Annotated in this window: 24 protein-coding genes; 2 read left to right on the plus strand and 22 right to left on the minus strand. The window is 42.5% G+C overall.

Annotation, left to right across the window (positions count from 1 at the left end; genetic code table 11):
- Window positions 1-98 precede the first annotated feature (98 nt).
- Entirely contained in the window at window positions 99-1,121 is a 1,023-nt protein-coding gene (locus J2S25_RS06835) for an LLM class flavin-dependent oxidoreductase (RefSeq protein ID WP_044391160.1), read from the plus strand.
- A 575-nt stretch (window positions 1,122-1,696) separates the two neighbouring features.
- Here the strand turns inward: J2S25_RS06835 and coaW are convergent.
- The 11 genes from coaW to J2S25_RS06890 all read right to left on the minus strand — a co-directional run bounded on the left by coaW (window position 1,697) and on the right by J2S25_RS06890 (window position 11,575).
- Complete coding sequence (gene coaW, locus J2S25_RS06840) at window positions 1,697-2,500, minus strand: type II pantothenate kinase (RefSeq protein ID WP_044391157.1); 804 nt, start codon at window positions 2,498-2,500, stop codon at window positions 1,697-1,699.
- Window positions 2,501-2,629: 129 nt separating this feature from the next.
- Complete coding sequence (locus tag J2S25_RS06845; RefSeq protein WP_044391156.1) at window positions 2,630-4,342, minus strand: long-chain fatty acid--CoA ligase; 1,713 nt, start codon at window positions 4,340-4,342, stop codon at window positions 2,630-2,632.
- 81 nt (window positions 4,343-4,423) lie between these two features.
- A complete protein-coding gene (locus J2S25_RS06850; protein WP_044391154.1) occupies window positions 4,424-5,194 on the minus strand; it encodes a 2-phosphosulfolactate phosphatase in 771 nt (256 codons plus the stop codon).
- 8 nt (window positions 5,195-5,202) lie between these two features.
- Window positions 5,203-6,261, minus strand: coding sequence for a phosphotransferase family protein (locus J2S25_RS06855; protein ID WP_044391152.1), 1,059 nt, complete (start codon window positions 6,259-6,261; stop codon window positions 5,203-5,205).
- A gap of 47 nt (window positions 6,262-6,308) precedes the next feature.
- Entirely contained in the window at window positions 6,309-7,082 is a 774-nt protein-coding gene (locus J2S25_RS06860) for an SDR family oxidoreductase (RefSeq protein WP_044391150.1), read from the minus strand.
- A gap of 12 nt (window positions 7,083-7,094) precedes the next feature.
- The gene (locus J2S25_RS06865) at window positions 7,095-8,300 is read right to left on the minus strand and encodes an acyl-CoA dehydrogenase family protein (protein WP_044391248.1); all 1,206 of its coding nucleotides are present in this window, start codon (window positions 8,298-8,300) and stop codon (window positions 7,095-7,097) included.
- A gap of 153 nt (window positions 8,301-8,453) precedes the next feature.
- On the minus strand, window positions 8,454-8,867 hold the full coding sequence (locus J2S25_RS06870) for a MaoC/PaaZ C-terminal domain-containing protein (RefSeq protein ID WP_044391148.1): 414 nt from the start codon (window positions 8,865-8,867) through the stop codon (window positions 8,454-8,456).
- Window positions 8,864-9,313, minus strand: a complete 450-nt coding sequence (locus J2S25_RS06875; protein ID WP_044391146.1) for a MaoC family dehydratase N-terminal domain-containing protein — start codon at window positions 9,311-9,313, stop codon at window positions 8,864-8,866. Before J2S25_RS06875 ends, J2S25_RS06870 begins: the two co-directional genes overlap by 4 nt.
- Window positions 9,314-9,330: 17 nt before the next feature.
- Window positions 9,331-10,095, minus strand: a complete 765-nt coding sequence (locus tag J2S25_RS06880; protein ID WP_044391144.1) for a beta-ketoacyl-ACP reductase — start codon at window positions 10,093-10,095, stop codon at window positions 9,331-9,333.
- Between the two features lie 192 nt (window positions 10,096-10,287).
- A complete protein-coding gene (locus J2S25_RS06885) occupies window positions 10,288-10,599 on the minus strand; it encodes a DUF3892 domain-containing protein (protein ID WP_044391142.1) in 312 nt (103 codons plus the stop codon).
- 82 nt (window positions 10,600-10,681) lie between these two features.
- Entirely contained in the window at window positions 10,682-11,575 is an 894-nt protein-coding gene (locus J2S25_RS06890) for a superoxide dismutase (RefSeq protein ID WP_044391140.1), read from the minus strand.
- 151 nt (window positions 11,576-11,726) lie between these two features.
- Here J2S25_RS06890 and J2S25_RS06895 point away from each other — a divergent pair, with 151 nt between their 5' ends.
- Window positions 11,727-12,776, plus strand: a complete 1,050-nt coding sequence (locus J2S25_RS06895; RefSeq protein ID WP_044391137.1) for a M42 family metallopeptidase — start codon at window positions 11,727-11,729, stop codon at window positions 12,774-12,776.
- A 194-nt stretch (window positions 12,777-12,970) separates the two neighbouring features.
- Here the strand turns inward: J2S25_RS06895 and J2S25_RS06900 are convergent, their stop codons facing one another.
- The 11 genes from J2S25_RS06900 to J2S25_RS06950 all read right to left on the minus strand — a co-directional run bounded on the left by J2S25_RS06900 (window position 12,971) and on the right by J2S25_RS06950 (window position 26,015).
- Window positions 12,971-13,978: a phosphotriesterase family protein gene (locus J2S25_RS06900; RefSeq protein WP_044391135.1), complete on the minus strand. Its 1,008-nt coding sequence runs from the start codon at window positions 13,976-13,978 to the stop codon at window positions 12,971-12,973.
- A 245-nt stretch (window positions 13,979-14,223) separates the two neighbouring features.
- Window positions 14,224-14,655, minus strand: coding sequence for an IS200/IS605 family transposase (gene tnpA / locus J2S25_RS06905; protein WP_044391133.1), 432 nt, complete (start codon window positions 14,653-14,655; stop codon window positions 14,224-14,226).
- A 41-nt stretch (window positions 14,656-14,696) separates the two neighbouring features.
- Window positions 14,697-15,506: an enoyl-CoA hydratase/isomerase family protein gene (locus J2S25_RS06910; RefSeq protein WP_044391131.1), complete on the minus strand. Its 810-nt coding sequence runs from the start codon at window positions 15,504-15,506 to the stop codon at window positions 14,697-14,699.
- Window positions 15,507-15,667: 161 nt separating this feature from the next.
- Window positions 15,668-16,069, minus strand: a complete 402-nt coding sequence (locus J2S25_RS06915; RefSeq protein ID WP_044391130.1) for an acyl-CoA thioesterase — start codon at window positions 16,067-16,069, stop codon at window positions 15,668-15,670.
- A gap of 73 nt (window positions 16,070-16,142) precedes the next feature.
- Window positions 16,143-16,706 (minus strand): TetR/AcrR family transcriptional regulator, encoded by a 564-nt coding sequence (locus J2S25_RS06920; RefSeq protein ID WP_044391128.1) that lies wholly within the window; start codon window positions 16,704-16,706, stop codon window positions 16,143-16,145.
- Between the two features lie 228 nt (window positions 16,707-16,934).
- On the minus strand, window positions 16,935-18,233 hold the full coding sequence (locus J2S25_RS06925; RefSeq protein WP_044391126.1) for a VTT domain-containing protein: 1,299 nt from the start codon (window positions 18,231-18,233) through the stop codon (window positions 16,935-16,937).
- 52 nt (window positions 18,234-18,285) lie between these two features.
- Window positions 18,286-19,665 (minus strand): sensor histidine kinase, encoded by a 1,380-nt coding sequence (locus tag J2S25_RS06930; RefSeq protein ID WP_044391124.1) that lies wholly within the window; start codon window positions 19,663-19,665, stop codon window positions 18,286-18,288.
- A complete protein-coding gene (locus tag J2S25_RS06935) occupies window positions 19,662-20,342 on the minus strand; it encodes a response regulator transcription factor (protein ID WP_044391122.1) in 681 nt (226 codons plus the stop codon). Before J2S25_RS06935 ends, J2S25_RS06930 begins: the two co-directional genes overlap by 4 nt.
- Before the next feature lie 272 nt (window positions 20,343-20,614).
- The gene (locus J2S25_RS06940; protein WP_044391120.1) at window positions 20,615-21,676 is read right to left on the minus strand and encodes a DUF3900 domain-containing protein; all 1,062 of its coding nucleotides are present in this window, start codon (window positions 21,674-21,676) and stop codon (window positions 20,615-20,617) included.
- 59 nt (window positions 21,677-21,735) lie between these two features.
- On the minus strand, window positions 21,736-24,873 hold the full coding sequence (locus J2S25_RS06945) for an AAA family ATPase (RefSeq protein WP_044391118.1): 3,138 nt from the start codon (window positions 24,871-24,873) through the stop codon (window positions 21,736-21,738).
- Window positions 24,870-26,015: an exonuclease SbcCD subunit D gene (locus tag J2S25_RS06950; protein ID WP_044391117.1), complete on the minus strand. Its 1,146-nt coding sequence runs from the start codon at window positions 26,013-26,015 to the stop codon at window positions 24,870-24,872. Before J2S25_RS06950 ends, J2S25_RS06945 begins: the two co-directional genes overlap by 4 nt.
- Window positions 26,016-26,168 lie beyond the last annotated feature (153 nt).

Genomic DNA, 26,168 nt, shown 5'->3' on the forward strand with positions numbered 1-26,168 from the left:
ATCGAAAGATTATTGGTACTATTGAATGGTATAGACGCTAGGAATAGATAAAAGCTCTTCCTAGCTGTTAATATCATTCAATAAAGGAAGATGCAATTATGGCAGACGGCAAACGTTTAACCGATATCAAATTTTCAGTGCTTGATCTTGCCCCAATCATTAAAGGCGGCACCGCTTCAGATGCACTGAACAACACGCTTGACCTAGCTAGGCATGTGGAACAATGGGGATATCATCGCTACTGGCTGGCAGAACATCATAATATGCCTGGGATTGCTAGTTCTGCAACTTCGGTAGTCATCGGACATGTTGCAGCCGGTACATCCACAATCCGAGTAGGATCAGGTGGGATCATGCTGCCAAATCATGCTCCACTTGTGATCGCGGAACAATTCGGGACTTTAGAATCTCTTTTCCAGGGCCGGATCGATCTTGGGCTCGGCCGTGCTCCTGGCACAGACCAGATGACAGCCTATGCTTTAAGGCGAGAACGGCGCAGTGATGGCCAAGACTTTCCAGAGCAATTGGATGAACTTCGCGCATACTTTAATCCGGAACTTGATTCACAACTTCGAAGTGTGCACGCTATTCCCGGGGAAGGATTAAACATCCCAATCTGGCTTTTGGGATCAAGCGGCTATAGTGCACAGCTTGCAGGACAACTCGGCTTGCCTTTTTCATTCGCCAGTCATTTCTCTCCGGAAAATACTTTGGGTGCGCTAAAACTATATCGGAAAAACTTCCAGCCTTCTGATGTATTAGACCAGCCATATACTATGGTTGGCGTAAACGTGATTGCGGCCGAGTCGGATCAGGAAGCAGAATTTCTGGCGACATCCATGCAGCAGCAATTCCTAAATCTTTTTAGAAATAATCCAAGTCCCCTGCTGCCACCTGTAAAAGATTTTGATAGTCAGATCAGCGAATATGAAAAGATGCTGCTAGATAGCCGAATCGGTTCCTCGATTGTTGGCGGACCGCAGACCATTAAAGCAAAGCTACAGGAGTTTCTTAATGATACTCAGGCGGATGAAATGATCATCAATGCACAAATTTTTGACCATAAAGCCAGACTGAAATCATTTGAAATCGTCTCTGACATTTTTAAAGAAAATAGGTAAATTCCATAAAAGAGGAGGAGCCAGTGGCTTCCCCTCTTTTGTTGAATTTAGGAAATTATAAACTTCTTTAGTTGAGGTTTACTTCAACGCCTAGCCCCTTGAGTCTCTTGTCTAGCTGTGGATCATACTCTTCGAGACGCTTAGGGCCTGCCAAATGAAGTTAAAGGTGTATTGAAAAAAATGGAAATAGTTTTACTTATTTCGATGATCCAAATAATCAAAATTATAATAATAAGAGAATTAACTGTGGAAATGCTCGCATAGGGTATCTTTCTGCATGAAAGATGCCCTTATGGCAGGAGTTTTAGTAAAAAAACACGAAACATATAAAATTTTGGGAGTTGTGATTTCCAATTCGCTATATAAATCGAAAACTCGCTTAGTATTTTCAAACCGGTTTAAAGAGGAAAGCTTGGTTTTTCCATTAAAAAAGGGATTGCAGCCAAGGTGAGACCCGCAGGAGCAAAGCGACGAAATGCTCACCTGGCGCCCCACGGAAAGCGAGTGTCTGGAGTGGAAATCGATTATCGGCCAAACCAAAAAAGGACCGGGCGCAGTTTGCCCGGTTTTTCTCATTATTTGAGCATTGCCCCAATCGCCCCGCTAAACTCACCATTTTTCAAAAAAACCGGATCAATTCCAGACATTTTACAATAAGTATTGAGACTTTCGCGGAGGGGGTTATTTCCTGCAAGTGTACTCCCGATAAAGACAGCCTGGTGTATATTGTGAATACTAGCAACCTGAACAGTGAGAAGCGTAATCGTTTCTGCGATCATATTGTTAAGCGAAGCCATTTTGTCCGCTGAAGAGCTTGAAGGGAATTCTTGTATCTTCGCGAAATTGCTCGCTGTTAAATCACCATGGATTGGCGGGTTTTCCGGATAATAAATATCCTTCACGAGCAGGTCAACATTCCCCTTGTCCCCCTTAGCAGCTAAACTTACCAGTTCAGAAAAGCTATCCACTTCAGATAAAATTTTCCCCAGTCCCATAAAAGTACCTCCACCAATTCCACTTCCGAGAACGCGTTCATACTGTTCCCCTTTCATTGTAAACCAGGAAGTGCCTGTCCCGATGTTGACCAGTATGTAAGGTTCACCGGCAGTCATCGCTTCCCTCATTTTCAAATACTGGCTGCCTTCGCATACAGCAGAAAATTCATCTACCCCCTTTGCCTCCGGAAAATAATTGGCTTGTATCGTTCCTGCCTTTCCACCTGTCAGATAGATTGGTTTATTTGGTGCGGTGATTTTCAGCCACTGCAAGGCATCATCCAGTTCTGAATTAGGCTGCTTTCGAAAATGCATTCTCCCATTTTCCTCATAGACAATTTTAATTAAAGATCCTCCCGCGTCCACTCCAATTCTATTATTCATGTCAACCACTCCTTTCAGGTACCATGCTGGGCGACAGCTTATTTCTTATTGTATGACCTGGATGCATATGATTTCAACGAAAAACGGCAGTTCATCTTAACTGCCGCAGCTAGAATTATTTATCACGGATTAATTATCAGCATTTGAATATTCTGACGGAGTCTTTTCTCTCACTTGATTTTCAGCCTTTTCCCTTTCTTCCTCCTGAAGCTTCCTCCACAGAATCTTGCCGCTGCTGGTCATCGGGAATTGCGTCCTGAATTCTACCTCGCGAGGGTACTTATAAGCTGCCATATGCTGTTTGGACCAATCGATGATTTCTTCTTCGCTTAATTTTCCTTCATACCCATTATTTAAAATGATAAATGCTTTTACCGATTCGCCTCTTCTTGGGTCAGGTATTCCGACTACAACCGCCTGCTGGATTGCCGGATGTTTGTAAAGATAAGATTCAACCTCTGTAGGCCAAACTTTATAGCCAGAAGCATTGATCATCCTTTTAACACGGTCAACCATGAAATAGTAGCCTTCTTCATCATAACGGCCAATATCGCCCGTCCGGAAAAACTTTTTGCCATCTATTTCAATGAAGGAACTTCTGTTCTCCTCCTCCCTGTTGTAATATCCCACCATTACCTGCGGCCCATTTACGATAATTTCTCCTGCCTCACCGGGATCAAGCTCGTTCCCGGTGGATGGTTCAATAATCCTTGCATCAACATCAAAGGATGGAATGCCAAGGCACTGCATTTTAGGCCGATCTGGTGGATTGAAATGGGTCTGGGATATTGTTTCGGAAAGTCCGTACCCTTCTACAAATCGCTGCCCGGTCAATTTAAAAAGCTTTTCCCCCACTGCCTCTGGAAGGGCTGCGCCCCCGCCGGAAATCGATGTTAGTGTGGCAATATCCCTTGGATCAAGTTTTGGATTCGCCAGGAAATCGACAATCATCGTAGCAATCGCAACCCAGTGTGTGCACTCTTGAGATTTTATTAGTTCCACCGCTGTCTCCCGGTTCCATCTTGTCACTAGGATCATCGTACTTCCGGAAAAAATCGGCATATGCATGCTGTGTACCATGCCGGTCACATGGAATAATGGCAATGTAGTCAAGTGAACGGTACTCGTTGTCGAGCTGGACCAATGATAGGCTCCGATGGTATTCGCCTGGACGGTCCGATTCGTATGCATGCAGCCTTTTGGAAGTCCGGTTGTTCCGGATGTATAGGGAAGCACGACAATGTCATCTGCCTTTGTCGTATGGGCATCTGGCTCATATTGGGCTGCAATAGCTTCAATCCAATGGAAGTGCCCTGGTTGTTCATGAACTTCCCTGGCAGCCTCTGCCTCCGGAGGTACGACACCGTCAAAATTCTCTCCTTTGTAATCAGAGTAGGCAGCAACCACAACATTCTGTAATGGAGTTGAACCGATCAGCGGCTCAACCTTTGCATAAAGCTCCTGCCCAACCAACGCCGAAGTAATCTCACAATCATTGATGTAAAAACTCAATTCATCTGCAGTCAGCATAGGGTTGATTGGCACTACGACTGCATCAGCTCGAGAAATTGCATAGAATCCAATGACGAACTGGGGAGAATTTTGCATGAATAACAAAACTCTGTCATCCTTTTTAACTCCAAGTTTCTGCTGGAGGAATCCAGCAAGTGAATTTACATCTTCGTTCAGCTCTCTGTAAGTAATGGCATTTCCATAGTAATAGATTGCAATTTGGTCCGGATATCTTTCCGCACTGACTTTCAGATTCTCATAGAGGGATGTTTCCGGCAATATAAGAGATTTAGAGGTTCTTGGCCAGTGATCAAAGTGTAGGTTTGGCATCATATAGTCCCCTTCATAGATTATTATTCAACCGGCTTAAGAGCAATTCTTTTTAAAGGAAGCAATACCTTCCTTCTGTTTTCAATGACATACTTTTCCTTCCTTTTTGTAAACGTTGTCATTCAAAACGTCTATTATCCTCTTTTTGTCCATCAGCATAGGAACCGTGGTAAAAATATTTTGCCGTGAGACAAATTCAATTTCCTCGTCAAAGCCATGTTTACTTAGCATCCGTCCAACTCTGGTATCTTTTAAAATATCATTACTGTTTAGATTGTGCCTATGGTAGAAACTTTGCGCAGCATAAGCAGAATCCGTCAGGAAATACTCCTTGTCATATTCCTTAATTAGGCAGTCAATGAAGCATCCCGCCCCATGGAAATCCTCGACATTAAACTCATTCGAGGAGCCTGAACAGACAACCACGATCGTTTCTCCCTGGTAATCTTTTAAAATATGATTGGCTACTGCCCGGCAATTCATTAAGGACGCCGCATAAACTCTTTGGGCATCGGCCGAATTTTTAAGCGCGACGGTTCCATTGGTTGTCGACAGGATGACGGACTTCCCCTCGATTTTTTCTCTCAATTCCAGCGGATTTGGTGACAGAAACCCATCGATTGTTTTCCCCTGATACTCGCCGACGAGTACGAAACAATCTTTCTCCCTCCCTGCTGCTTCCTTTTCCGCTTCCTTTCTATCATTGACCGGAATCACCTCTTTGGCACCGAATTCAAGGGCTGACGTGATCGTGGAAGTTGCCAGAAGCACATCAAAAACTACAGCGATTTTATTGTCGGCCATTTTTTGCTTGTCAATCTCTTCTTTTTTTAGCAAAAGGTGAATTTTCATTCTGTCCTTCACCCCTTCTCTTCTGAGGTATATAACGCATATTGAATCAGGCTGCTGACAAACGCATCTAGGTGAGCAAACCGGCTATCCTTTGTCTGGCCATTTTTCCACCTAAAATAAATTTGCTGGCAGATCACCGCAAGCTTGAAATAAGCGAATGTTTGATAGAAATTCATATTCGCAAGGTCCTTGCCGCTTTTCCTCGCATACCTCTCCATGAATTCGTTACGCGTCATAAACCCTGGTATCACTGTAACTGGCGGTTTTCCCAGCCCGCTTTTTAACAGATCGGAATCATCCGGTTGAATCCAGTAGCTCATCGCCACACCCAGATCGGCCAGCGGGTCACCTACCGTCGTCATCTCCCAGTCGAACAGTCCGACCATTTTGGTTAAATCCTCATTGAACATGGAATTATTCAATTTATAATCATAATGAATGATTGCTGGCATTTTGGATTCTGAGACATTCTTTAGCAACCATTGTTTCAAATGCTCAACCCCTTCGATAATATCCGTTTCCGCTCGCTCATAACGGCGGATCCAGCCTATGACCTGCCGTTCCATGAAGCCTTCAGGTTTTGTCATTTCGGTCAGCCTAGTCTTCGTATAATCGATGCTATGAAGCTCAACGAGGTGGTCAACCATCGTTTCCGATAACGATCTGCACATTTCTTCAGTCGGCGCGATGCCTTCTGGGAAATCTGTATCAAGTACGATGCCACGCTTTCTTTCCATCACAAAAAACGGACTGCCGATGACATTTTCATCAGCAAATAAAAAGGGCTTCGGAGCAGCAGCAAAGTGTGGACTAATCTCTTTAAGAATTTTGTACTCTCTAGCCATATCATGCGCTTTTGGTGCAACAGGACCGAACGGAGGCCGCCTTAAGACGGCCTCCCATTCTCCAATTTTCAGCTGGTAGGTGAGGTTTGATTTCCCAAAGCTAAACTGATCAACTGTTAAAATGCCTTCTGGAAGATCAGGCAATTGCTCCCTCAGGTATTTTTCGATTCCTTCTGTATCTAGTTCTTCTCCTTGCCTGATCGGTATCGTATCAGAAGCCATTTTTCCATTCCTCCTTTGGAATTTCTTTTCAATGCATTCTCCCATTTTTAAAGGACATGAGTGCCGCCATCCACTACGACTACGTCTCCAGTGATGTAGTCAGAGGCTGGGGACGCTAGGAATACAGCAACCCCCTTTAGGTCGTTATCAGATCCAAATTTCCGTAGTGGCGTTCCTTCGAGGATTGCCTGGCCGCTTTTTTCCAGCAGGCCTTTTGACATTTTAGTCGGGAAGAAACCGGGTGCTATTGCATTAACGTAGATCCCGCGTGGTCCCCATTTTGCAGCAAGGTCTTTTGTAAAAGTGATCACAGCGCCCTTGCTGGTGTTATAGCCAATTGCATCCATTATCTTTGGATTGGACCCTTTCAATCCAGCCACCGAGGCAATATTGATGATTTTCCCTGAGCCTTGTTCGAGCATGACTTTCCCAGCTGTCTGTGACATCAGAAATGTTCCAGTCACATTGACATTCATTACCTTTTGCCACGCCTCCAGCGGCATATCTTCCGCTGGCGCTCCCCATGACGCTCCGCTGTTATTGACGAGAATATCGATCCGGCCGAATTTCTCTACAGTTTGGTTAACGACATTTTTTACATCTTCTGGGTTCGTGATGTCACATTTCAAAGCAAGGGATTCAACACCGATTTCCTTCAGTTTTTGACTTACTTCCTCACATGCCGCGACTCGTCGCGAACAGACGACAACATTGGCTCCTACTTCTGCAAAACCAACAGCGATCTGTTCGCCGAGACCGCGTCCGCCACCAGTGACAATGGCGACTTTTCCTTTTAGTGAAAATAATTCTGATACATGCATTGCTGTTTCCCCCTACCTATATTTTTTCAGTTCATACCTTGCAATTGCCCGTTTGTGTACTTCATCAGGCCCATCCGCCAACCTCAGTGTCCTGATATTTGCCCAGGAAGCAGCGAGCGTGGTATCATCACTTACTCCTGCAGCGCCGAAAGCCTGGATCGCCCTGTCGATGATTTTCAACGCCATATTTGGTGCAACAACTTTGATCATTGCAATCTCTGCTTTCGCTTCTTTGTTTCCAACTGTATCCATCATATAGGCGGCTTTCAATGTCAGAAGTCTGGACTGCTCAATATCGATTCGTGCTTCCGCGATCCATTCCTGGATGACCCCCTGTTCGGCAAGTGTTTTGCAAAAAGCAGTTCTTTCCAGTACCCGTTTGGACATTTCCTCTAGTGCCCTTTCAGCAGCTCCAATCGTCCTCATGCAATGGTGGATCCTGCCTGGGCCAAGACGCCCCTGGGCAATCGCAAAGCCTTTCCCTTCATCCCAAATCATATAGGAAACAGGCACTCTGACATTCTTGTATTCTATTTCGGCATGTCCATGTGGAGCATGGTCATAGCCAAAGACTGGGATGGTTCTCTTAATTGTCACTCCCGGACTTTCCAGCGGAACGAGAACCATAGATTGCTGCTCATGCTTTGGAGCATTTGGGTCATTTTTTCCCATCACGATCGCAATCTTGCAGCGCGGATCGCCTGCACCCGATGACCACCATTTTGTCCCGTTAATAACATATTCGTCGCCATCACGGACGACGCTAGCCTGAATATTCGTTGCATCAGATGAAGCAACATCCGGCTCCGTCATGGAGAAACAGGAACGGATTTCCCCATTTAAAAGTGGTTTCAGCCATTGTTCCTTTTGATCTTCCGTTCCGTAGCGGACAAGCACTTCCATATTCCCGGTATCTGGAGCAGCGCAGTTGAACACCTCTGGCGCGATGCTGGACCTGCCCATGATTTCGCAAAGGGGAGCGTATTCGAGATTTGTCAATCCTTCCCCATATTCGCTCTTAGGCAAAAACAGATTCCAAAGACCTTTTTCTTTTGCTTTTACCTTTAGTTCTTCCATGATCGATGGAACCTTTGAAAAAGGGTCCTTTTTGTCAATTTGTTCATTATATACCTGTTCATTTGGATAAATGTATTCATCCATGAAATCTGTCAGCCTGGCCTGGTATTCCTTGACCTTTTCTGTATGGTCAAAATTCATATCTTCCACCTCTTCAAATTTTCTTTTGATTGAATAATTCTGTTTCAAACCATCATCAACGTCACCTGTTTCTGGAAAAAACAAACGTTTTTTTAACAGAAGTAGATTTAGCTGAAACAATTGGCGCAGATATTCCTGAAATTATTGATATTATTAGTATGAAGAAGCATAAAGCTGGCAAGTAACAGTTCCTTTAATGACCTCGTTGCCATTTTGGTTGACTGCTCGGACGAGGAATCGGAGATTGTTTTCATTTTCCTCTGCCAGTTCAGCCTGGAGAGTGACAACGTCATTCAGGAACACCATTCCTTTGAAACGAATGGTATAGTCCTGAATGTAACCTTCCTCGTAAAAATTAGTAAACAGTTTTGCCAGGTTGCCCATCGTCCACATTCCGTGAGCGATAATCCCAGGCAGTCCCGCTTTCTGGGCTTCTTCGTCTATTGTATGAATCGGATTATAATCACCGGAGGCACCGGCATATTTAATTAAAGTGATACGATCCACCGGATCCAGCTGGATTTCCTTTAGAGATTCACCAATCTTCCATTCTGCCAATCTACTCATCCAATCAGCACCTTCCTTACTGCTTCCGTAATAATGACTGTTTGCGTAGAAGTGAAAACAACCTGACCCATGTCGTCCTCGCCAAAGCTCTCCAGCACAAGAAATCCCATCTCTCCTTGAGTGCCTTTCTTTTCAAAGTAATTTTCCACTACGGAGTAGCATGTGAGTTCTTCACCTACCAATAATGGACGCTCATAATGGTAGGTTTGTTCACCATGGATCAGGCCTTTATTTGGAAGGTTCAATCCGTCGATTGTTCCATAGTCAAATACTCTCGGAAACGTTGGCGGCGCGATGTTTCTGCTGTATCTGGAGTTTTTGCCCGTTTCCTCGTCCACGAAAATGGGATGAAGATCCCCGATGGCTTCCGCAAACTTTTTGACAGCACCGCGTTCAACTATATTTTTCACTTTATTCGATTGCTTGCCAATATGCTCTTTGAACATAGATCCTTCACCTCACGTTAATTTTTAGGCCCGCCTGCGACATAAATGACCTGGCCATTTACAAAGGATGATTTTTCATCCGCAAAGAAAGCGACCGCATTGGCAATATCCTCCGGTTTTCCGCTTCTGCCAACAGGAATTCCCGCTACACTGTGTTTAATTAAATCCTCAAAAGGGATGCCAATTCGAGCTGCAGTTTCTCTTGTCATTTCCGTTTCGATAAACCCTGGAGCTACGGAGTTTGCGGTTATGCCGTAACGCCCCAGCTCAATGGCCAGGGTTTTGGTGAACCCCTGAAGCCCTGCCTTGGCTGCAGCATAGTTTGCCTGTCCTCGGTTTCCAAGTGCAGAAGTTGAGGAAATATTAATAATCCGGCCATACTTCTGTTCGACCATGTACTTCTGAGCAGCCCTGGCTGCATTGAATGATCCCTTTAAGTGAACATCCATGACTGTTTGCCAGTCAGAGTCGGTCATCTTGAAAAGAAGGTTGTCACGTATGATGCCCGCATTATTCACTAGAATATCAACCGAACCAAAGGTATCTTTCACCTCTTTGAAAGCTTGTTCTACTTGCTCTGCGTCAGTAACATTCGCTATCTTTGAGTAGACTTTATATCCCTTTTCACGAAGCTCATTCGTTGTATCTGCAAGTACTTCCTCGTTCAAATCAATAAAAGCTACTTTAGCTCCTTCTTGCGCGAATAGCTGGACAATCCCTTTTCCAATTCCCCGGCTTCCTCCTGTTACAAAAGCCACTCGGCCATCAAATCTTCCCATCATGATTCCTCCCTATCTGGTAGCTGTTAACGCTTTCATTTTTACTTATTAAACAAACTGGCCTATTAAAATTGTATGTTACTACCCTTTTTCACATACCTACCGGTTGGTATGTTACTCTTAATTTTAGATTGAAATTTCAGAAAAATCAAGTTTTTTTATATAGGAAACAAAAATAGCAGGGGAAATTCCCTGCTAAAAATCGGGTAAATGATCGAGATTGTTTTCTTTGATTCCGTCTGGTTCACTCCTGAGAATATCCCGTCCGTATTTATGGAATACATCCACATGGGCAAGCCTGCCAGCCTTCGCTTCACTGAGGGCAGTGACGTAATCCAGCTCTCTGCCATTCTCTGTCTTGAACGCAATCAGGTCCCCGTCATCATTTTTCCGGACAGCCACGATTTGCTCTTTCCCGGGCTGGCCAGTGTTTACTTCGATTTCCACCTGTGTTTTGCTTTGCTCCTTATATTCATTGTAGATCTGGTTAAAATCTTTATTATCCAAAATACCACCTCCCGAACATATGTTTAGTTTTTGCCAAAAGGAAGCTTTTATACAAAAAAAGAAGTGACACTAAGTCACTCCTCTAAAATGGCTGCCAAGCTAATGCCCTGGCTTTGTTGAACCGCTGCTCTACTTCCTTCCAGTTGACAACATTCCACCAGTTTTCAACATATTTAGCCCGTTCGTTTTTATATTGAAGATAATAGGCATGTTCCCAAACGTCCAAAACGAGGAGTGGAACAACATCCCACTGTGTCAGGTTTTGATGCTTTTCAGCCTGGAGGATCTCGAGGCGATGGGAACGAGGAGACCAGACAAGGATGACCCAGCCTACAGCTTCGACATTTTTAGCGGCTTCGGTAAAATGTTTTTTAAAATTCTCGAAGCTGCCGAATGTATCGTTGATGGCCTTGCTTAGCTGCCCTTTTGGAGTTCCCCCTCCATTCGGGATCATAATGTTCCAAAAAATCGTGTGGAGATAATGGCCTGATCCGTGGAAAGCTGCTTCCCTTTCCCAGTGTTTGATCAAAGAGAAATCACCGGTTTGCCTGGCTTTCTGCATTTCTTTTTCTGCTTTGTTCAAGCCATCTACATAGCCTTGGTGATGCTTTAAATGATGAAGTCTCATGATTTCTCTATCGATCACAGGCTCGAGCGCATTATAAGCATATGGCAATGGCGGCAATTTGTGGCCTCCTATTGGCACCGGCTGTAGCCTCTGTGGTTGCAGGCGTCCATCTTCAGGGCTATTTTCAAAATTTGTAAGCTCGTCAAATAATTTTCTTGCTTGTGCATACAACTCTTCCGCATCCGGGTTACTTTCTGCTTTATTTTTCAGTGTGAATAAGTTTTCTTCCCATTGCATTAACGAGTCTTGATCTCCAGATTCTCTAAGCTGAGCTTTTACGGAGTCCCATTTCTCTTCCATCTCCCTGCACCATTCCTGCAAGGAATATTTAAACCAATACCCGTGCATTTTATCGCCTCCCAAAACTACATCCATAATCAAAATATGAGCGGACTGGTTTAAGGATTACAGTATTTAAAGTTAAATGGTATTTCGCTTCAGGAAAAAAGTTTATAATAAGAATAATGCGAGAATCTTCATTATAGGGAGGAGTTATAATATGGCATATCCAATTACGGACGAGACAGTGAACCTGTTGAAGGAACTGGTCAGTATTCCGAGTCCTTCAGGTAATACAAACGATGTGATTACATATGTAGAAAATTATTTAAAGGAATTGCAGGTAGAAACGAAAAGAAATCGCAAGGGTGGGTTGATTGCCACCTTGCAGGGGAAAGATCGGCAAAACCACAGAATGCTGACTGCCCACGTCGATACTCTTGGCGCCATCGTAAAAGAAATTAAACCAAGTGGACGACTAAAGCTTGATTTGATCGGCGGCTTTAAGTATAACTCCATCGAGGGTGAGTATTGTGAGATTGAAACTTCCAGCGGAAAAAAGTACTCAGGAACGATTTTGATGCACCAGACTTCCGTACATGTCTATAAGAATGCCGGAAAAGCAGAGCGCAACCAGGATAACATGGAAGTACGTGTCGATGAAAAAGTCCAAAGTGCTGATGATGTGAGAGCACTTGGCATCGAGGTTGGAGATTTTGTCTCGTTTGATCCGCGTGTACAGCTTACGCCATCCGGGTATATTAAATCACGTCACCTGGACGATAAAGCAAGCGTAGCAATCCTCCTTCAGCTAATCAAACAAATCAAAAGTGAAAACATGGAACTGCCGTATACAACACATTTCCTCATTTCTAATAATGAAGAAATCGGTTATGGAGGAAATTCGAATATCACACCGGAAACTGTTGAGTACCTGGCGGTGGATATGGGTGCGATGGGCGATGGCCAATCTACCGATGAATATACGGTTTCCATTTGTGTGAAGGATGCGAGCGGCCCATATCATTATGAACTTCGTAAAAGGCTGACACAACTGGCCATCGACAATGGAATCGGCTACAAACTCGATATCTATCCTTTTTATGGATCGGACGCTTCAGCCGCAATCCGTTCAGGACATGATATCATCCACGGTCTGATTGGTCCTGGAATCGATTCATCACACGCATTTGAAAGAACGCATAAAGATTCTATTGAAAATACAACTAAGCTGCTTTATCACTACGTACAATCTGAAATGATTTTATAATGATAAATAAAGGAGATGCGCTTCGGTATGAAAGCGCATCTCCTTTTTACATAGTTAGTAGGTGTCTGCTAATTCATTCATGAATTCTTCCGATACTGACTCGATAGGCCATGCTGGGGAGCCTATCCTTGATTCCTTTTTTAATATGTGTGAATTTTGCATAGGTCATCGCCCCTTTCTTATAGAATCAAGGGTTAGTATTCTAGGAAATTTAAATTTACGGAAGATCCCGTGAATAACCCAATTGCATTACCGCCAAGCATCTTATCGATTTGAGTCTCGGACACTCCGTTTTCCCTTAGCTGCGGAAGGATATCGGTGAAAATATGGCCTGGCTGCCAGTTTTCCATGATTTTTGCTACCTGTTCAGGCATAACAGGAGGACGGCCGAGCCAGATATTCACAGTATCATGGGCAAGTAAGATCTGGTCCTCATACCCTGCAGTAAGCAAAGCAAGAAGAGTCTGTACCCGCTGCTGATCGAATGGTGCTCCCACCATCCCCTGGATCCCAAAGCGGTCAAAGCCGATCCTGACGCCCTGGTCAAGCACTTGTTTGTGATATTCTGGGTCTGTATTCCCACACATATGGCCAATGATGATTTTTGCTGGATCCGCTCCATTTTCGATCAATAGCCGAACCTGTTCGGGACCCATTGTACCTTCCTGTGTATGGGTCAAGATCACAGCTCCTGTTTCCTGCTGGATGCGCGCACCCGCACGGAAGAACATTTTTTCGTATTCTGTGATTTCGTCTTTGCTTGAAGCCAATTTGATGACTCCAGGCTTGATTCCTGTACCTGCAATGCCTTCGGTCAGCTCCTTCTTGAACATTTCATAAATTTCTTCTTCAGCTGTACCTAAAGCCTGCCTGAATTTGAAATAGGGGGTTGCTCCTTCGCCTTCATAATAATAGCCTGTTGCACAGATGATCTGAAGTCCTGTCGCCTCAGATATTTTCTTTAAAAATTCCGGGTTTCTGCCACATTCATTTGGTGTCGGATCCACGACAGTCTGGACACCGAAGCTCTGCATATGCCTGACAATGTTGATTGCCTCTTCCAAAGCTGCTTCCTCATTGAAAGCACCTAGCGTCACATCGCCCTGGAAACCTGGATAGCCAAAAATAAAGTGTTCATGAATCAAAGTCTTTCCCAATTGCTCTGCATTAATTGGACCGGTAACCGTATTAATCTTTGCCATACTGTTACCGCAGGTCTTTTTAAGGTTTTAAAATCAGCTTTCCTTTCGTTTGCCGGGACTGAAGAAATTGCTTTCATCATGATCCTCATTAGTTGCCTGTAAATTCAGGTTTCCTTTTTTCCTTAAACGACCACCTGCTAAAGCAGGTGGATTTTGACATAAATGTCGACGACTAAAGTCGTTATTCAAGGCTGAAGTCCTTCTTAAAGCCCCTAAGCTGAAGCATACTCCAAATGAGACTGAACTCATTCTTCAATCTTGAATATGTCGTTCTTTTCTTCATTGAACTGGTTTGCAATATAGTTTCTTATTATTTCTTCCGTCACTGTACCAACTGTTGCACAAAAATAGCCTCTGGCCCATAAATGTTGACCCCAGTACTTCTTTTTTAGTTCTGGGAACTCGTCTTGCAATAACCTCGATGATCTCCCTTTCAGATATTGCAATATTTTACTCGGAGCTAGACTTGGTGGACATGATAGTAACAGATGAATGTGATCTTTTCCTACACTACCTTGCAAGATTGTTATGCCTCTTGCTTCACAGCCCTGCCTTATTAGTTCCCGCGTTCTTACCGCTATTGGGCCACGCAACACCTTGTATCTATATTTTGTTACCCAAATCACGTGATATTTTATATCAAATACCGCATGACTATTTTTCCTGTATCCGTCCATACTCTCACCTCATCACTTAGTATGGACACGCAAGGATAAGGCTAAAAGCTGATACCGTCTAAAGACGGTGGAGTTAGACCACGCATTTGTAAGTTAAAAGCTGCAATACCTTCTTGATGGTCCTCTGTTGAAACCATCATCGTCTGGGTAATACGCTCCTGCTCAAGGATTTCCTCTAAAGTTGCGGCCATTGAATGGTCAATCAGCTTTTTGATCATGCCATACGTCCGTGTTGGCCCATTGGCTAATTTACTGGCTAGTTTTATCGTTTCCTCTTGAAGGTTTTCCAATGGCACAAGGTAGTTGATGACTCCCAGCTGGTACAAGCGTTCTGCTGGAATAGGTTCTGCGGTGAACATAAATTGTTTTGCCAGGTGAGGTCCAACCAGCCGCGGGACAAAATAGGAACCGCCCCCATCAGATACTAGGCCTACCTGGGAAAAACTCAGGGCGAATTTACTGTCGTTCGCCGCTATGATCAAATCACATGCCAATGCCAGGTTGAAGCCAGCGCCAGCAGCAAAACCATGTACTGCAGCAATGATTGGCTTCTCTGTATCCTTAATGGTGAGGATGCATTCATTCAATTTGCCGATATGGTCATAAACGCCAACGGCATTTGCCTGTCCCATCGTTTTCACATCTCCTCCGGCACTGAAGGAGCGGCCGGAGCCAGACAGTATGATTACTTTGACATTGAGGTCCTCCTGGGCCTTCTGGATTTCATCTGTCACTCCGAGAATCATTTCCGGGCTAAAAGCATTCAGGCTCTCAGGCCTGTTAAGCGTCAATGAAAGAACGGCTCCGCTTCTGTTTACAATTAAATGGTCACTTGTTTTAACTTCTGTCATATCGCTCACCCTTTCGAATTAACTATTTGATTAACCATCCGCCATCGACAAGGACATCTGATCCTGTATTCCGCTTCCGGCTCCTGTAATAAGCGCTACCGTTTCTGAGAACCTCAAACCAGGCACCTCCTGATTAGAATCAAATACAAATCATTCATTTTTCAAGCAAGTAAAAAATTATTTTTTAATGCTTCTTTGAGCAATTCAGGCAACACTTCACTCTTTTGATTTTTAAAATCGTAATACACAATGATGGCATTTCCCTTGGCGATTAGCTCATTCGTTTGCGAGCAGACGATGTCATGCTCAAGATGGAAGCTTTTTGACCCGATTCTTGACACATATGTTTTCACAGTCAAAAGCTGGTCAAAGTATCCCTGGCTGACAAAATCGCATTTGGTTGACGCTAGTATGAATTTCCACTCATCCAATTTCATGCTATAGCCTAATGATTCAAAAAAGCGGATTCTTGCCTCTTCAAGATAGACAAAATAACTTGTATTGTTGATATGTCCTAAGGCATCCGTTTCGCCAAAACGGACCTGGATTTGAATGTTCTGCATCTATTTATCCTCACTTTCTCCCTACCGACTGGTTAGTATGTTAAAGTTTTTAATCCTCTTCCTATTTTATTCTTTAGTTGATTTCAATTCCCTTTAAGATCATTTCGACAAATATCTCCGCTACTTCCCTGTCAGAAACCTTGCCATCTGGATTAAACCACTGATAACTCCAATTAGCTGCACCGAGTATTCCAAACGTAACAATGACCGGGTTTAAATCCTTACGGAATTCCCCAATTTCGATTCCTTCCCGGATTAACCGTTCCACGTTCAGCCTAAATTCATCCCGTTTGTCGATAATCTGTGCCAGTCTGGCATCGCTTAAGTGCCGCATCTCTCTAAAAAAGATTCTTGCTGATGTCCCTTTTGTTTTAATGCTGCTGATCAGCATATAGACAGTCTCGAACAATTTTTGTTTGCTTGTCGATGGATCAGCCAATATCTGTTCTTGTCGGCCGAGCAATTCGTCGATATATCTCAGGTGGATATCCATGAGAAGCTCTTCTTTGCTGGAAAAATAATAATAAAAAGACCCTTTTGTCACACCTATAGAATTAACGATATCCTGGATGGATGTCTCACTGAAGCCTTTTTTTTCAAATAATTGAATGCTGTACTCGATTATTTTTTCTTTCACTTTGTTGTCCTCGCATTCCTACTAGTCTGCACAAAAAATATACCGTTTTTCCCCATCGTTTATTCATCTACTAACCGGTCGGTATGTATTTTTAACTTTATTATATCGTTTATTTTGAAATATTCAACTATTAGTCTAAATATTCTAAAAAATAAAATGCCGCCTTATAAAACATATTAGGCGGCATTATTTTGACCAATATCACGGTTTCTTCCCTTATACGTAGATTTAATTTTTATCCTTTCTAAATTCATCCTTTTCAAGCATTAGTCGAAACATTTCAAACAACAAGAAGTTAAAGAAGATCCAAACTCCACCATATACATACCCACCTACAATGTCACTAGGAAGCAAATGAGTCGATGCAATATTTGCAATCGCTAGACCTACTAATAAAAATAATCCGATTACAGGAATAACAATAGTCCAATAATTCTTTTTTGAATGCCGAACGAGTAAAAATATACAAGTTCCATAAATGATCATCACCAAAGTTGCTTTCAAATCAGGAAAATTCGCCGAATGAAATTCCCCCATGAAACCTAGTGTTTGAAGGAAAGAAAATAGGTCCATGATGATGGAACGAAAAGGAATACCTCCAAATATTGTTACCACCAGTAGAAGATATTCGAGTAATCGGTTTCTCTGTTTTACCCAGATACCTATGAGGGTTACAGCAATTACACTTCCAAATGCAAATGGCTGTTGAAATGTTAATAACCCGTTCATCCAGTTCATGTAAATAGCAGTTTGAATGACATATTCTGTTATTTCGTTAAACTCAGCAAAGTCATTGGCCAGATAATCCTGTGTTAACCCAAACATCAGGACCACTAAACCAATGAGCGCTAAGAAAAGAAATACAAGAAATATTTCCGTAGCCCTAATTGTCCTAAAATAATTAGTTACCCATGTTAACCAATGAATGAAAAAGTTTTTAATTTGATTTTTATAAAACCGATAAACGAGATAACCCACTATCAATCCAGCCAAAGCAATAAGAAAACCAACTAAATATTTACTTGCTGCTTCGTGGAATATTTTCCAGTTCGGCCCCAATACTTTTCCTAATGTAATAAAACTGCTTCCCCATAAAATAGCACCAATATATGCTGGGAAAATAAATTTCCGAAACGGCATTCCGGAAATTCCTGATACGTAGCCAGTAAAGTGCCTAACCCCTGGGACGAAATAAGCAAAGATCAACAATTTACTCCCTGACCGTTCAAACCAAGCGGCTGTTTTTTTATATCTTTCGGGACCTAGATGTATATATTTTCCGTATTTCTCAATAAGCCTATAGCCTCCAACCTTGCCAATCCAATAGGTAACTGTAATTCCTGCACCTGCCGATATAAATGAAGTCAGCAGTGCAAAAACATAATTCATTTTCCCTTGATAAACAAAGTAGCCCGCATAGCTCATCAATAGTTCCCCTGATATTGGAAAAGCTAGAAGCTCAAGAAAAATCCCAATAAATAATGTCAAATAACTGTGTTGTTCAAATAAAGTGATTAAATAGGACATACATGCCTCCAAATTAGTTCAAGGTCAAGAAGAATAGAATGAGATTTTTTTATTACAATAATTCCAATCCGGCAGGTAAATGCAGTATTACCTTAGTTCCCTCTCCTTCTTTACTTTTTAAGGTAATTTCCCCTTTGTGTAATTTCACAATCCTATTCGCAATATGAAGCCCTAAACCTGATCCGCCTGTTTCCCTGCTTCTTGCTTTATCCACACGGTAAAATCGTTCGAAAATATTCTCAATTTCTTCTTGGGGAATACCAATACCATGATCTTCCACACATACAATAGCATTTCCCTCCATTTTTTTTAAAAAAACATCAATGTTTTTATTGCTATATTTAATGGCATTATCAAGTAAAATAATAATAACCTGCTTAATCTTTAATTCGTCCGCTAGAATAAGTATTGGCGATTCCTCAAAATGCAAGATAATATCTCTTTTATAAACATGTTTTAGTTGTTTAAGAATGGATTGGCACAATGAAACCAAATTGACTAAATTCATTTCCAACTCAACTTCTTTCTCTAAAGAAGCTACATCTAAAAAGGTTTCCGTCATTTTTTGAATTCTTGTTGCCTCTGTGTGAATGGCTTGTATAGCTTCATCGGCCATTTCCTGATCTTTCAATCCATGTCTTCTCAGCAAGTTGGCATAACTTTTAATAACGGTTAAAGGAGTCTTCAATTCATGGGATGCATCCGAAACAAATTGAGACTGCTTTTCAAAGTTTTCCTCTAGTCTATCAATCATCAAGTTAAATGTATTGGCTAATGTTTGAAGTTCATCCCTCGTTTCGCTATGAATAATAATTTTCTTAGGAATACCGCTTCGTTCAATATCTTCCATCGTCTGAATCATATTAGTAATCGGCCGCATGATAATATTTGCTAGCCATCTTCCACTTAGTAATGATAAAATAACCGCTAAAAGGGAGCTAACCCCTAGAATCCATAATAGTATATCTTTCCTTGATTCTAAGCCAATTAGTTCCTTACCAATCTCCAGACTTCCTTTTACATTAAGTCCCTCTTTCAACGGAACACGAACGATTAACACCTGCTTTTCCTTTTTTGCTAATGATATTCCCCGTCTTTCAGACTCCTGTGTATCCACATATTTTCCTTTTATTTTTTCAGCAAGCGGCTTTTCATTTGTTACTTCATATAGGACTTGGTTGTCGGCCTGTAAGATGCGAATATACGAGTGTTCTGTTAAAAGCGCTTTTAATTTACTATTGATTTGTTCAGGAGTATAGTCAGTCTCGGCCTGAAAATACTTTACAATGTCATCTGCTTTTTGAATCGTGGTATCTTTTTCCATATCAACAGTCGTTTTCATAAATAAAATAAACACGATAATATTGATTATTATTAAGGTAAGGAGCATCCAAGCGGTGGTTAACAGACTAATCTTTAATGTAATCCTCATCTGAGTTCTCCCCGTATTGAATACCCGATGCCTCTAACAGTGGTGATCAAAGGAGAAGCAAAACCATCATCAATCTTTTTTCGTAAATGACGAATGAACACATCAATCACATTCGTTTCTCCCTCATAGTCATATCCCCATACGTTTACAAGGATACTTTCACGTGTAACCACTTTATTTTTATTTACAATTAGATAGACCAATAGGTCGTATTCCTTCGGCGTTAAGAGGATGGATAGGCCATTTCTTACAACCTCTCTTGTATCGGTATTAATAACTAGATCTTCTATAGACAGCATCGAGTCTTTTATAGAATTATGGCGGAGACAGGAACGAATTCTTGCTAATAATTCTTCAATTTCAAATGGTTTTGTTATATAGTCATTAGCACCCTGATCCAACCCACCTACTTTATCAAACGTGGTATTACGGGCGGTAAGGAGAATAACAGGAATCTTCTCGTTTTCTTTTCGTATCCGTCTTAACACCTCGATGCCACTTAATATAGGCAGCATCACATCTAATAAAATTAAGTCTATGTCTTTATGTAAGGCTGCTTCCAGCCCAGCCTTCCCGTTATGCTCTACCGTCACCTGATATCCTTCATATTCAAGCTCCATCTTCAAAACACGAGCAATTTGGATTTCATCTTCTACGACTAAAATATGGGTTTTCATGCAACATTGCCCCCCTAGCAATAAAGTATAAAGGTATTTGTTATTGTTAGTATAAAAACTAATTGTATCAGCAATTTTTTTAAAACTTCTTATTTTCATTGATTTTTAATGAACGGGAGTGTTTGGAATCCCAGTAAGATGTGTATGGATGTGTCCACAACGAAAAACGAGACTGGATCTATTCATTTCTAATTAATCAGCAAGCCTATATGTTGACAATATAAAGAAGAGCATCGAAACATCGATGCCTGATGGATTTTATCTATTTGTGGCTAGCCTTTTTGCCTGATTCTTTCCACTACAGTGCCGATTTCGTCAGGTTTCGCAAATTCGACTGGAGAAAAGCCTTTTTCAAAGGTTACTGCGTCTGCTTCAATTATTAAGACATATTTTCCATTTAGTTTTGCCAGGTGGATGCTGTCACCGTAGTCGGCAAGCAATCCTTTGACCGAAACGTGATCAAGCTTCATCTTTAATTCGAGCTCAGGTGTATGCTCGATTAGCTGCGCGGCAGCCTCGATGACTTGTTCCGGTTCAAATCGTTCTTGCAGTTCCCTTTTTTCGCTGGCAGCCCAGATTTCCATGGCGTTTTCGAGCTGTTCGCGCTCTTCACTTTCCGGCTCGAAGGTTTCCTCCATGTGCCCGCGGACCATTTCGATGACTTGAGTTTTGACGATTTCGGGCATGGACTGTCCATATTCTACATATTTCAGGAAATCCTCAAAATAACGGGAATGAGAAGACTGGTTGATTTTCAATTCATTATCCTGGATCATGCCTTCTTCTGGCATAAAAGGATACTGGATGGACTTCATATTCTTCGTTGTAATGGCCATTTCCACCTGACGGATCAAGGTAGTTTCATCAGAAATGGAAGCAACTTTCGGCTCGAAATCACATTTCAGAATGAACACAAAAGCATCATCAAAATATTTACGAAGTTTTGCCTTGGCGACAATGAAAGCTCCTCCGCGGACAGCACTCGTATCCACATAGGCAATGGCGAATTTCTCACTCTCCTGCTGGAAATCCTCCTTTGATTCTGAAAAGCGCGCCCGGTGAAAAAGATTATAGTTTGGGTTTGAGGTCAGGTCATGCCCTTCCTCAACAATGAAGGAACCAATCTTAGTCGGAACTTCATCTGTTTTTGGATGGCGTTCAACCTTTCGTTTGACGATTTTTGCGAATTCACCATCCAGGAAATCTTTTAAAGGACTATTTTCATATTCTTCCTCGTTCAGAGTCTGGAAATGTTTATATCTTTTATCTGCCTGATCGCCTTTTCCTTCTACCTGAACAACGTAGAAGGAAAGGTATTCCACTTCAAATTCCATGATCGATCTCCCTGGTGACTATATTTTGGCTCTATCTAAAAATCTCTTCCTTGTCTCGATTAATTCATGAACACAAATTGAGTTTTGCTGCCTGTTTGTGTGGAGATAACCTCCAGCCTTGCATCAATTCGTTCTTTTAGTTCTGGAACGTGAGAAATGATGCCAACAAGTCGTCCGCTGCTCTGAATATCAATCAGGGCTTCAATTGCCTGATCGAGCGATTCTGGATCAAGCGTTCCGAAACCTTCATCAATAAACATGGTCTCCAGTGATACTCCGCCAGCGTAATTCTGAACCACATCCGCAAGACCAAGAGCCAATGAAAGTGCTGCCTTGAAACCTTCGCCGCCAGATAGGGTTTTGACATGCCGTTCCTGTCCTGTATAAGCATCAAGCACCAAAAGTTCCAGGCCACTTTGAACATTGCCTTTTGATCGGTCCGTTTTTCTTAATAATCTGTATCGGCCACTTGTCATCTTTTGCAGCCTGACATTTGCCTCCCGCAGAATATCATCGAGGAACGCAGCAAGGACGAAGCGTTCAAATGTCACTCTGTATGTGTTCTGGCCTTTGGAAATTTCATATAGATGGCCGACCAGTTTGTATTTTTCCTCCAGCTGCTTCATTTGTTCGTTTAATGAGACAATCTGTTTAAAAATAGACTGATTATCACGTTTTTTGAGATTCAAATCCTGATAGGTCTCATCCGCTTCTTTTATCTTTTGATTCAGTTCTGAGAAACTAGCTTGAAGTGTTTCCAGATCAGGTTTTTTAACATCCTTCAGCATTTCCGAGAGTTCTGTAAACCGGTCCCGGACCGAGCGAACTTCTTCCCGATAATCTCTTACTTCCATTTCAAGTCGCAGGATTGCCTGCTCGGGGGTCTTAGACTGGTGATATGCCTGATAATTTTCGAATCCCTGAGCGACCATGTTATTTTTAAACACTTCCCGTTCTGCGGCTAACCTTGCTTCAATTTCCTTCAAACGCCTTTCTGCTTCTTCAAGACGGGCTTTCTCCGTTCCTAGCAATTCCTTGGCGTCCTGGAAATTCTTTCGCGCCAGCTCCATTTCCTGTTCCAGCTCTTTTCGATGCTGTTCTGCGGTTTGCAACTTTGCTTCGAATGCTTGCAGTGACCGAAGTTGTTCCGGAATTTTCTCTGTCATTCTCGCTAGCGTAGTCTTGTTTTCGGTATACTGGATAATCAGTTTTTGGTATTCGTCTTCGAGCTCTTTCAATTGCAGCTGCAATTTTTCCTTGCCTTCATCATATCGTTTTATTTCTGCCCTTATTTTTTCAAGCGATTTTTGTTTTATTGCGAGTTGATTCTGCTCTTTTTTCAGCTTTTCAATATCACCCTCTGTCATGAGGATGACATCCGCAATCTGTTCCATTTTAAAGTCAGGACGGAAACCGAGGATTTCAGCCATTAATTCCTCGCCATTTGTGTTTAATGATCGCAAAGTTGTTTCAGCTTCAATAACCGTTTTCTCAACAGCACTCTTTTCTTTCTCAAGGACGGAAACTTGCTTCCTGGCTGCTTTTAAATCCTCTTCTGTCGGGATAAAGCCTTCATCTGCCCGTATTGGAGCTGGATGATGTTCGGAGCCGCAGACGGGACAGGCACTTCCTTCTTGCAATTTTCCGGCTAAAACGGCAGCCTGGGAGTGCAGCCACCTTTGTTCTAGCTCTTCTGCTGCAGCTTTCCCATCATGATGATGAGAAACAACTTGGTTCAGCAGCCCTTTCGTTGTTTCAAATTTTGCTTTGGCCAAATGCGTTTTTTGTAGGTGATTTTTAAATTTAGTTAGCTTGTCCAATTCGCGCAGGAGCTTTTCTAATTGCCGGTCATTCTCAAGATAAGTGAGTTGAGCTTTTTCCGCCTCTTCCTTCTCAATTTGCAGAACCTTAAGACGATCTTCTGCTGTTTTCAGGGCGTGTTCACCATTTTCACGGTCTTGATTTTTGGAATCAAGGGATCCTTTCATTTTCTTTACCTTGGAATCAATACTGGCAAATGCTAGGACTTCTCCTCTTATATTCTCAAGCAAGTTCACTTGTTCTGCTGCGGCTTTCCTTTCAGGTTCCCGGTCCATTTGTCTTTGGTGCTCCCGTTCCGCTTCTTCCCGTTTCCTAGATAACTGTCCAATTCGCTGGGAAATCTGGGACACCTGGTTCGTCATGGAATCAAAATCTGCTTTCAAGTTATGGCACAGCTGTTCCTGGGCATTGAGCAGGGCAGCTTTTTTAGCAAATACCGTCTGCGTTTCTTTTTCGGCAAACAAAGCTTGCTGGGATTCTAGCTTTTCCTTTGCAGCTTTCAATGTCTCAAGCGATTGGATCTGTTTCAAAGTGGCTTCGGCCTCGAACAAGCGCTGCTGCATTTGATCACGGTCTAGTTGCAGGTTTTCACGGGCTTTCGCAAGTTCCTGAAGCTTGCTCTCCATTGCGTCGATTTCGTTTTTTAAAAGCGGAAGAATAAGCGTGTCATTCACGCTGCCTGCAGCGATCAGTTCTTTGAGCTCATCGTTTTCAACCGCTTTAATGCTTCGCAGCTGAGCACTCCTTTTTTCGACCTGGTCCTCGACCATCTTTTTCAAAAGTGTTGCTTCTTCTTTTAATTTTTCTTCCACTTTTTTATAAATTTCCGTATGGAATAATCTTTGCAGGATGATTTCCTTTTCTTTGCTGTCAGATGTCAGCAGCTTCCGAAATTCACCTTGCGGAATCATCAAAATTTGTCGGAATTGATTGCTGTCAATGATCATAATTTCCTTTATTTTTTCATCTGCTTCACGAACATTGGAAGCCAGCAGCTGGATGTCACCATTTTCGTCAATCAGGTAAAGCTCTGCCTTGGCTCCGACGGTGGTTGTTCCTTCGCCTGATTTCTTTTTCCGCTCCTGTTGCGGAGACCTGGTGATTCGGTACGTCTTTTGACGCAAGGAAAAATCGAGGGAAATTTCAGTCAGGGTATCCTCTTCTGCAAACTGGCTACGCAGGTCAGTGCCATTCCTGTCCTCTCCGCTTGCCTTTCCATAAATCGCATAACTGATTCCATCGAATATCGTTGTCTTTCCTGCACCCGTTTTACCGGAAATAACAAACATTGTCCTGTTTTCCAGCTCTTTAAAATCAATCGTTTCTGTACCTGCATATGGCCCGAAAGCCTGCATCGTCAGTTTAAGAGGTTTCATTTTTGCCCCTCCTCTTTTAAAACTTGGCCAATCACGTCCGTCATAATGCCCTGTTTCTCCTCAGTGAATTCGCTCGTCGTCATTTCCTTGTAAAACTGTGCAAAAAGCTCCAGTTCAGACTTTTTTTCTTTTCTGATGGAGCTGAAGTGCTGCCTTTGCTTTTGGTCGATAGATTCGATTTTCCGTTCAAGATGCAAGACATTTGGAAAAACTTGACGCAGCTTGCCCATCGGGTCAATGATCGCACCATCATCCAACAACGTTACTTTTAAATAATCCGTGGTGTTTTCTTTTTCATAAAAAGAAGGATCCAAAAGCTGTTCAAGTTGCCCTTCCAGTTCACGCATATCCTGTTTCGGTTTCAGGCTCCTATAGCTGATTTCGAAGCTTCCATTCTCATTCATTTTAACAATGGAGACTGACTTGCGCTGTTTTGCCTCTGAAAATGAATATTTTAAAAGAGAGCCAGAATATTTGACCTTGTCATGTTTGATCGCATCAGGACTGTGAAGATGCCCTAGTGCCGTATACGAAAATGGATCAAATAAATCCTGTGTCACACAGCCAGAACCGCCCACCGAAAGCGCCCGCTCAGAATCACAGGAATCCCCTCCAAGAACGAAGGCATGTCCGACAAACACATTCGGTTCGTTCGGATTCAGGTTTTCTTCCATTTTGCCAATGACAGCTTTCATTGCATCCTGATGGGAATGAATCGAAGCATCGCCGAGCAAATGCCGGATTACGCCAGGTTCAGCATACGGAACCAGATGGAAATTGACCCCTTTGATATGTACAGGTTTAAACTCATTCGTCCATTTGCCGGTTAAGTAAAAATGATTATGACGGTACCAAGAGCTCCCGAACGACAGCCGTTCGGCACTATCGTGGTTCCCGGCTATCGCTATAACGGGGGTGTTCAGCTCGACATTGATTCTGAACAGAATTTCATCGAGCAGCTCCACCGCATCAGTCGGCGGTACAGATCTGTCATATAGATCTCCAGCAATCACAACTGCGTCCGGCTGTTCCTCAGCAACAAGATCAACAAATTGATTCAATACCTCCCGCTGGTCTTCTGTCATATAGATGCCGTGGACAAGCTTCCCAAGATGCCAATCACCTGTATGGATAAATTTCATAGTCTTCCCCTCCCAAACTAAAACTCTTTTAATGCCTCTCGTATTCTTGCGTAAGTTGAATGCTATTATTATATCAAACACATAAATTTAATGCGCACTCAAATGAAGGAAACAAATACAAACTAGTTCACCACTTTAATTTAATGATTGACA

It is taken from the genome of Mesobacillus stamsii (assembly GCF_030814065.1).
Classification (GTDB): domain Bacteria; phylum Bacillota; class Bacilli; order Bacillales; family Cytobacillaceae; genus Mesobacillus; species Mesobacillus stamsii.

Excerpts from the sequence above, each read along its gene's own strand:
- J2S25_RS06835 (WP_044391160.1), top strand. The coding sequence starts at position 99 with ATGGCAGACGGCAAACGTTTAACCGATATCAAATTTTCAGTGCTTGAT.
- coaW (WP_044391157.1), bottom strand. The coding sequence starts at position 2,500 with ATGAATAATAGAATTGGAGTGGACGCGGGAGGATCTTTAATTAAAATT.
- J2S25_RS06845 (WP_044391156.1), bottom strand. The coding sequence starts at position 4,342 with ATGCCAAACCTACACTTTGATCACTGGCCAAGAACCTCTAAATCTCTT.
- J2S25_RS06850 (WP_044391154.1), bottom strand. The coding sequence starts at position 5,194 with ATGAAAATTCACCTTTTGCTAAAAAAAGAAGAGATTGACAAGCAAAAA.
- J2S25_RS06855 (WP_044391152.1), bottom strand. The coding sequence starts at position 6,261 with ATGGCTTCTGATACGATACCGATCAGGCAAGGAGAAGAACTAGATACA.
- J2S25_RS06860 (WP_044391150.1), bottom strand. The coding sequence starts at position 7,082 with ATGCATGTATCAGAATTATTTTCACTAAAAGGAAAAGTCGCCATTGTC.
- J2S25_RS06865 (WP_044391248.1), bottom strand. The coding sequence starts at position 8,300 with ATGAATTTTGACCATACAGAAAAGGTCAAGGAATACCAGGCCAGGCTG.
- J2S25_RS06870 (WP_044391148.1), bottom strand. The coding sequence starts at position 8,867 with ATGAGTAGATTGGCAGAATGGAAGATTGGTGAATCTCTAAAGGAAATC.
- J2S25_RS06875 (WP_044391146.1), bottom strand. The coding sequence starts at position 9,313 with ATGTTCAAAGAGCATATTGGCAAGCAATCGAATAAAGTGAAAAATATA.
- J2S25_RS06880 (WP_044391144.1), bottom strand. The coding sequence starts at position 10,095 with ATGATGGGAAGATTTGATGGCCGAGTGGCTTTTGTAACAGGAGGAAGC.
- J2S25_RS06890 (WP_044391140.1), bottom strand. The coding sequence starts at position 11,575 with ATGCACGGGTATTGGTTTAAATATTCCTTGCAGGAATGGTGCAGGGAG.
- J2S25_RS06895 (WP_044391137.1), top strand. The coding sequence starts at position 11,727 with ATGGCATATCCAATTACGGACGAGACAGTGAACCTGTTGAAGGAACTG.
- J2S25_RS06900 (WP_044391135.1), bottom strand. The coding sequence starts at position 13,978 with ATGGCAAAGATTAATACGGTTACCGGTCCAATTAATGCAGAGCAATTG.
- tnpA (WP_044391133.1), bottom strand. The coding sequence starts at position 14,655 with ATGGACGGATACAGGAAAAATAGTCATGCGGTATTTGATATAAAATAT.
- J2S25_RS06910 (WP_044391131.1), bottom strand. The coding sequence starts at position 15,506 with ATGACAGAAGTTAAAACAAGTGACCATTTAATTGTAAACAGAAGCGGA.
- J2S25_RS06915 (WP_044391130.1), bottom strand. The coding sequence starts at position 16,069 with ATGCAGAACATTCAAATCCAGGTCCGTTTTGGCGAAACGGATGCCTTA.
- J2S25_RS06925 (WP_044391126.1), bottom strand. The coding sequence starts at position 18,233 with ATGTCCTATTTAATCACTTTATTTGAACAACACAGTTATTTGACATTA.
- J2S25_RS06930 (WP_044391124.1), bottom strand. The coding sequence starts at position 19,665 with ATGAGGATTACATTAAAGATTAGTCTGTTAACCACCGCTTGGATGCTC.
- J2S25_RS06935 (WP_044391122.1), bottom strand. The coding sequence starts at position 20,342 with ATGAAAACCCATATTTTAGTCGTAGAAGATGAAATCCAAATTGCTCGT.
- J2S25_RS06940 (WP_044391120.1), bottom strand. The coding sequence starts at position 21,676 with ATGGAATTTGAAGTGGAATACCTTTCCTTCTACGTTGTTCAGGTAGAA.
- J2S25_RS06945 (WP_044391118.1), bottom strand. The coding sequence starts at position 24,873 with ATGAAACCTCTTAAACTGACGATGCAGGCTTTCGGGCCATATGCAGGT.
- J2S25_RS06950 (WP_044391117.1), bottom strand. The coding sequence starts at position 26,015 with ATGAAATTTATCCATACAGGTGATTGGCATCTTGGGAAGCTTGTCCAC.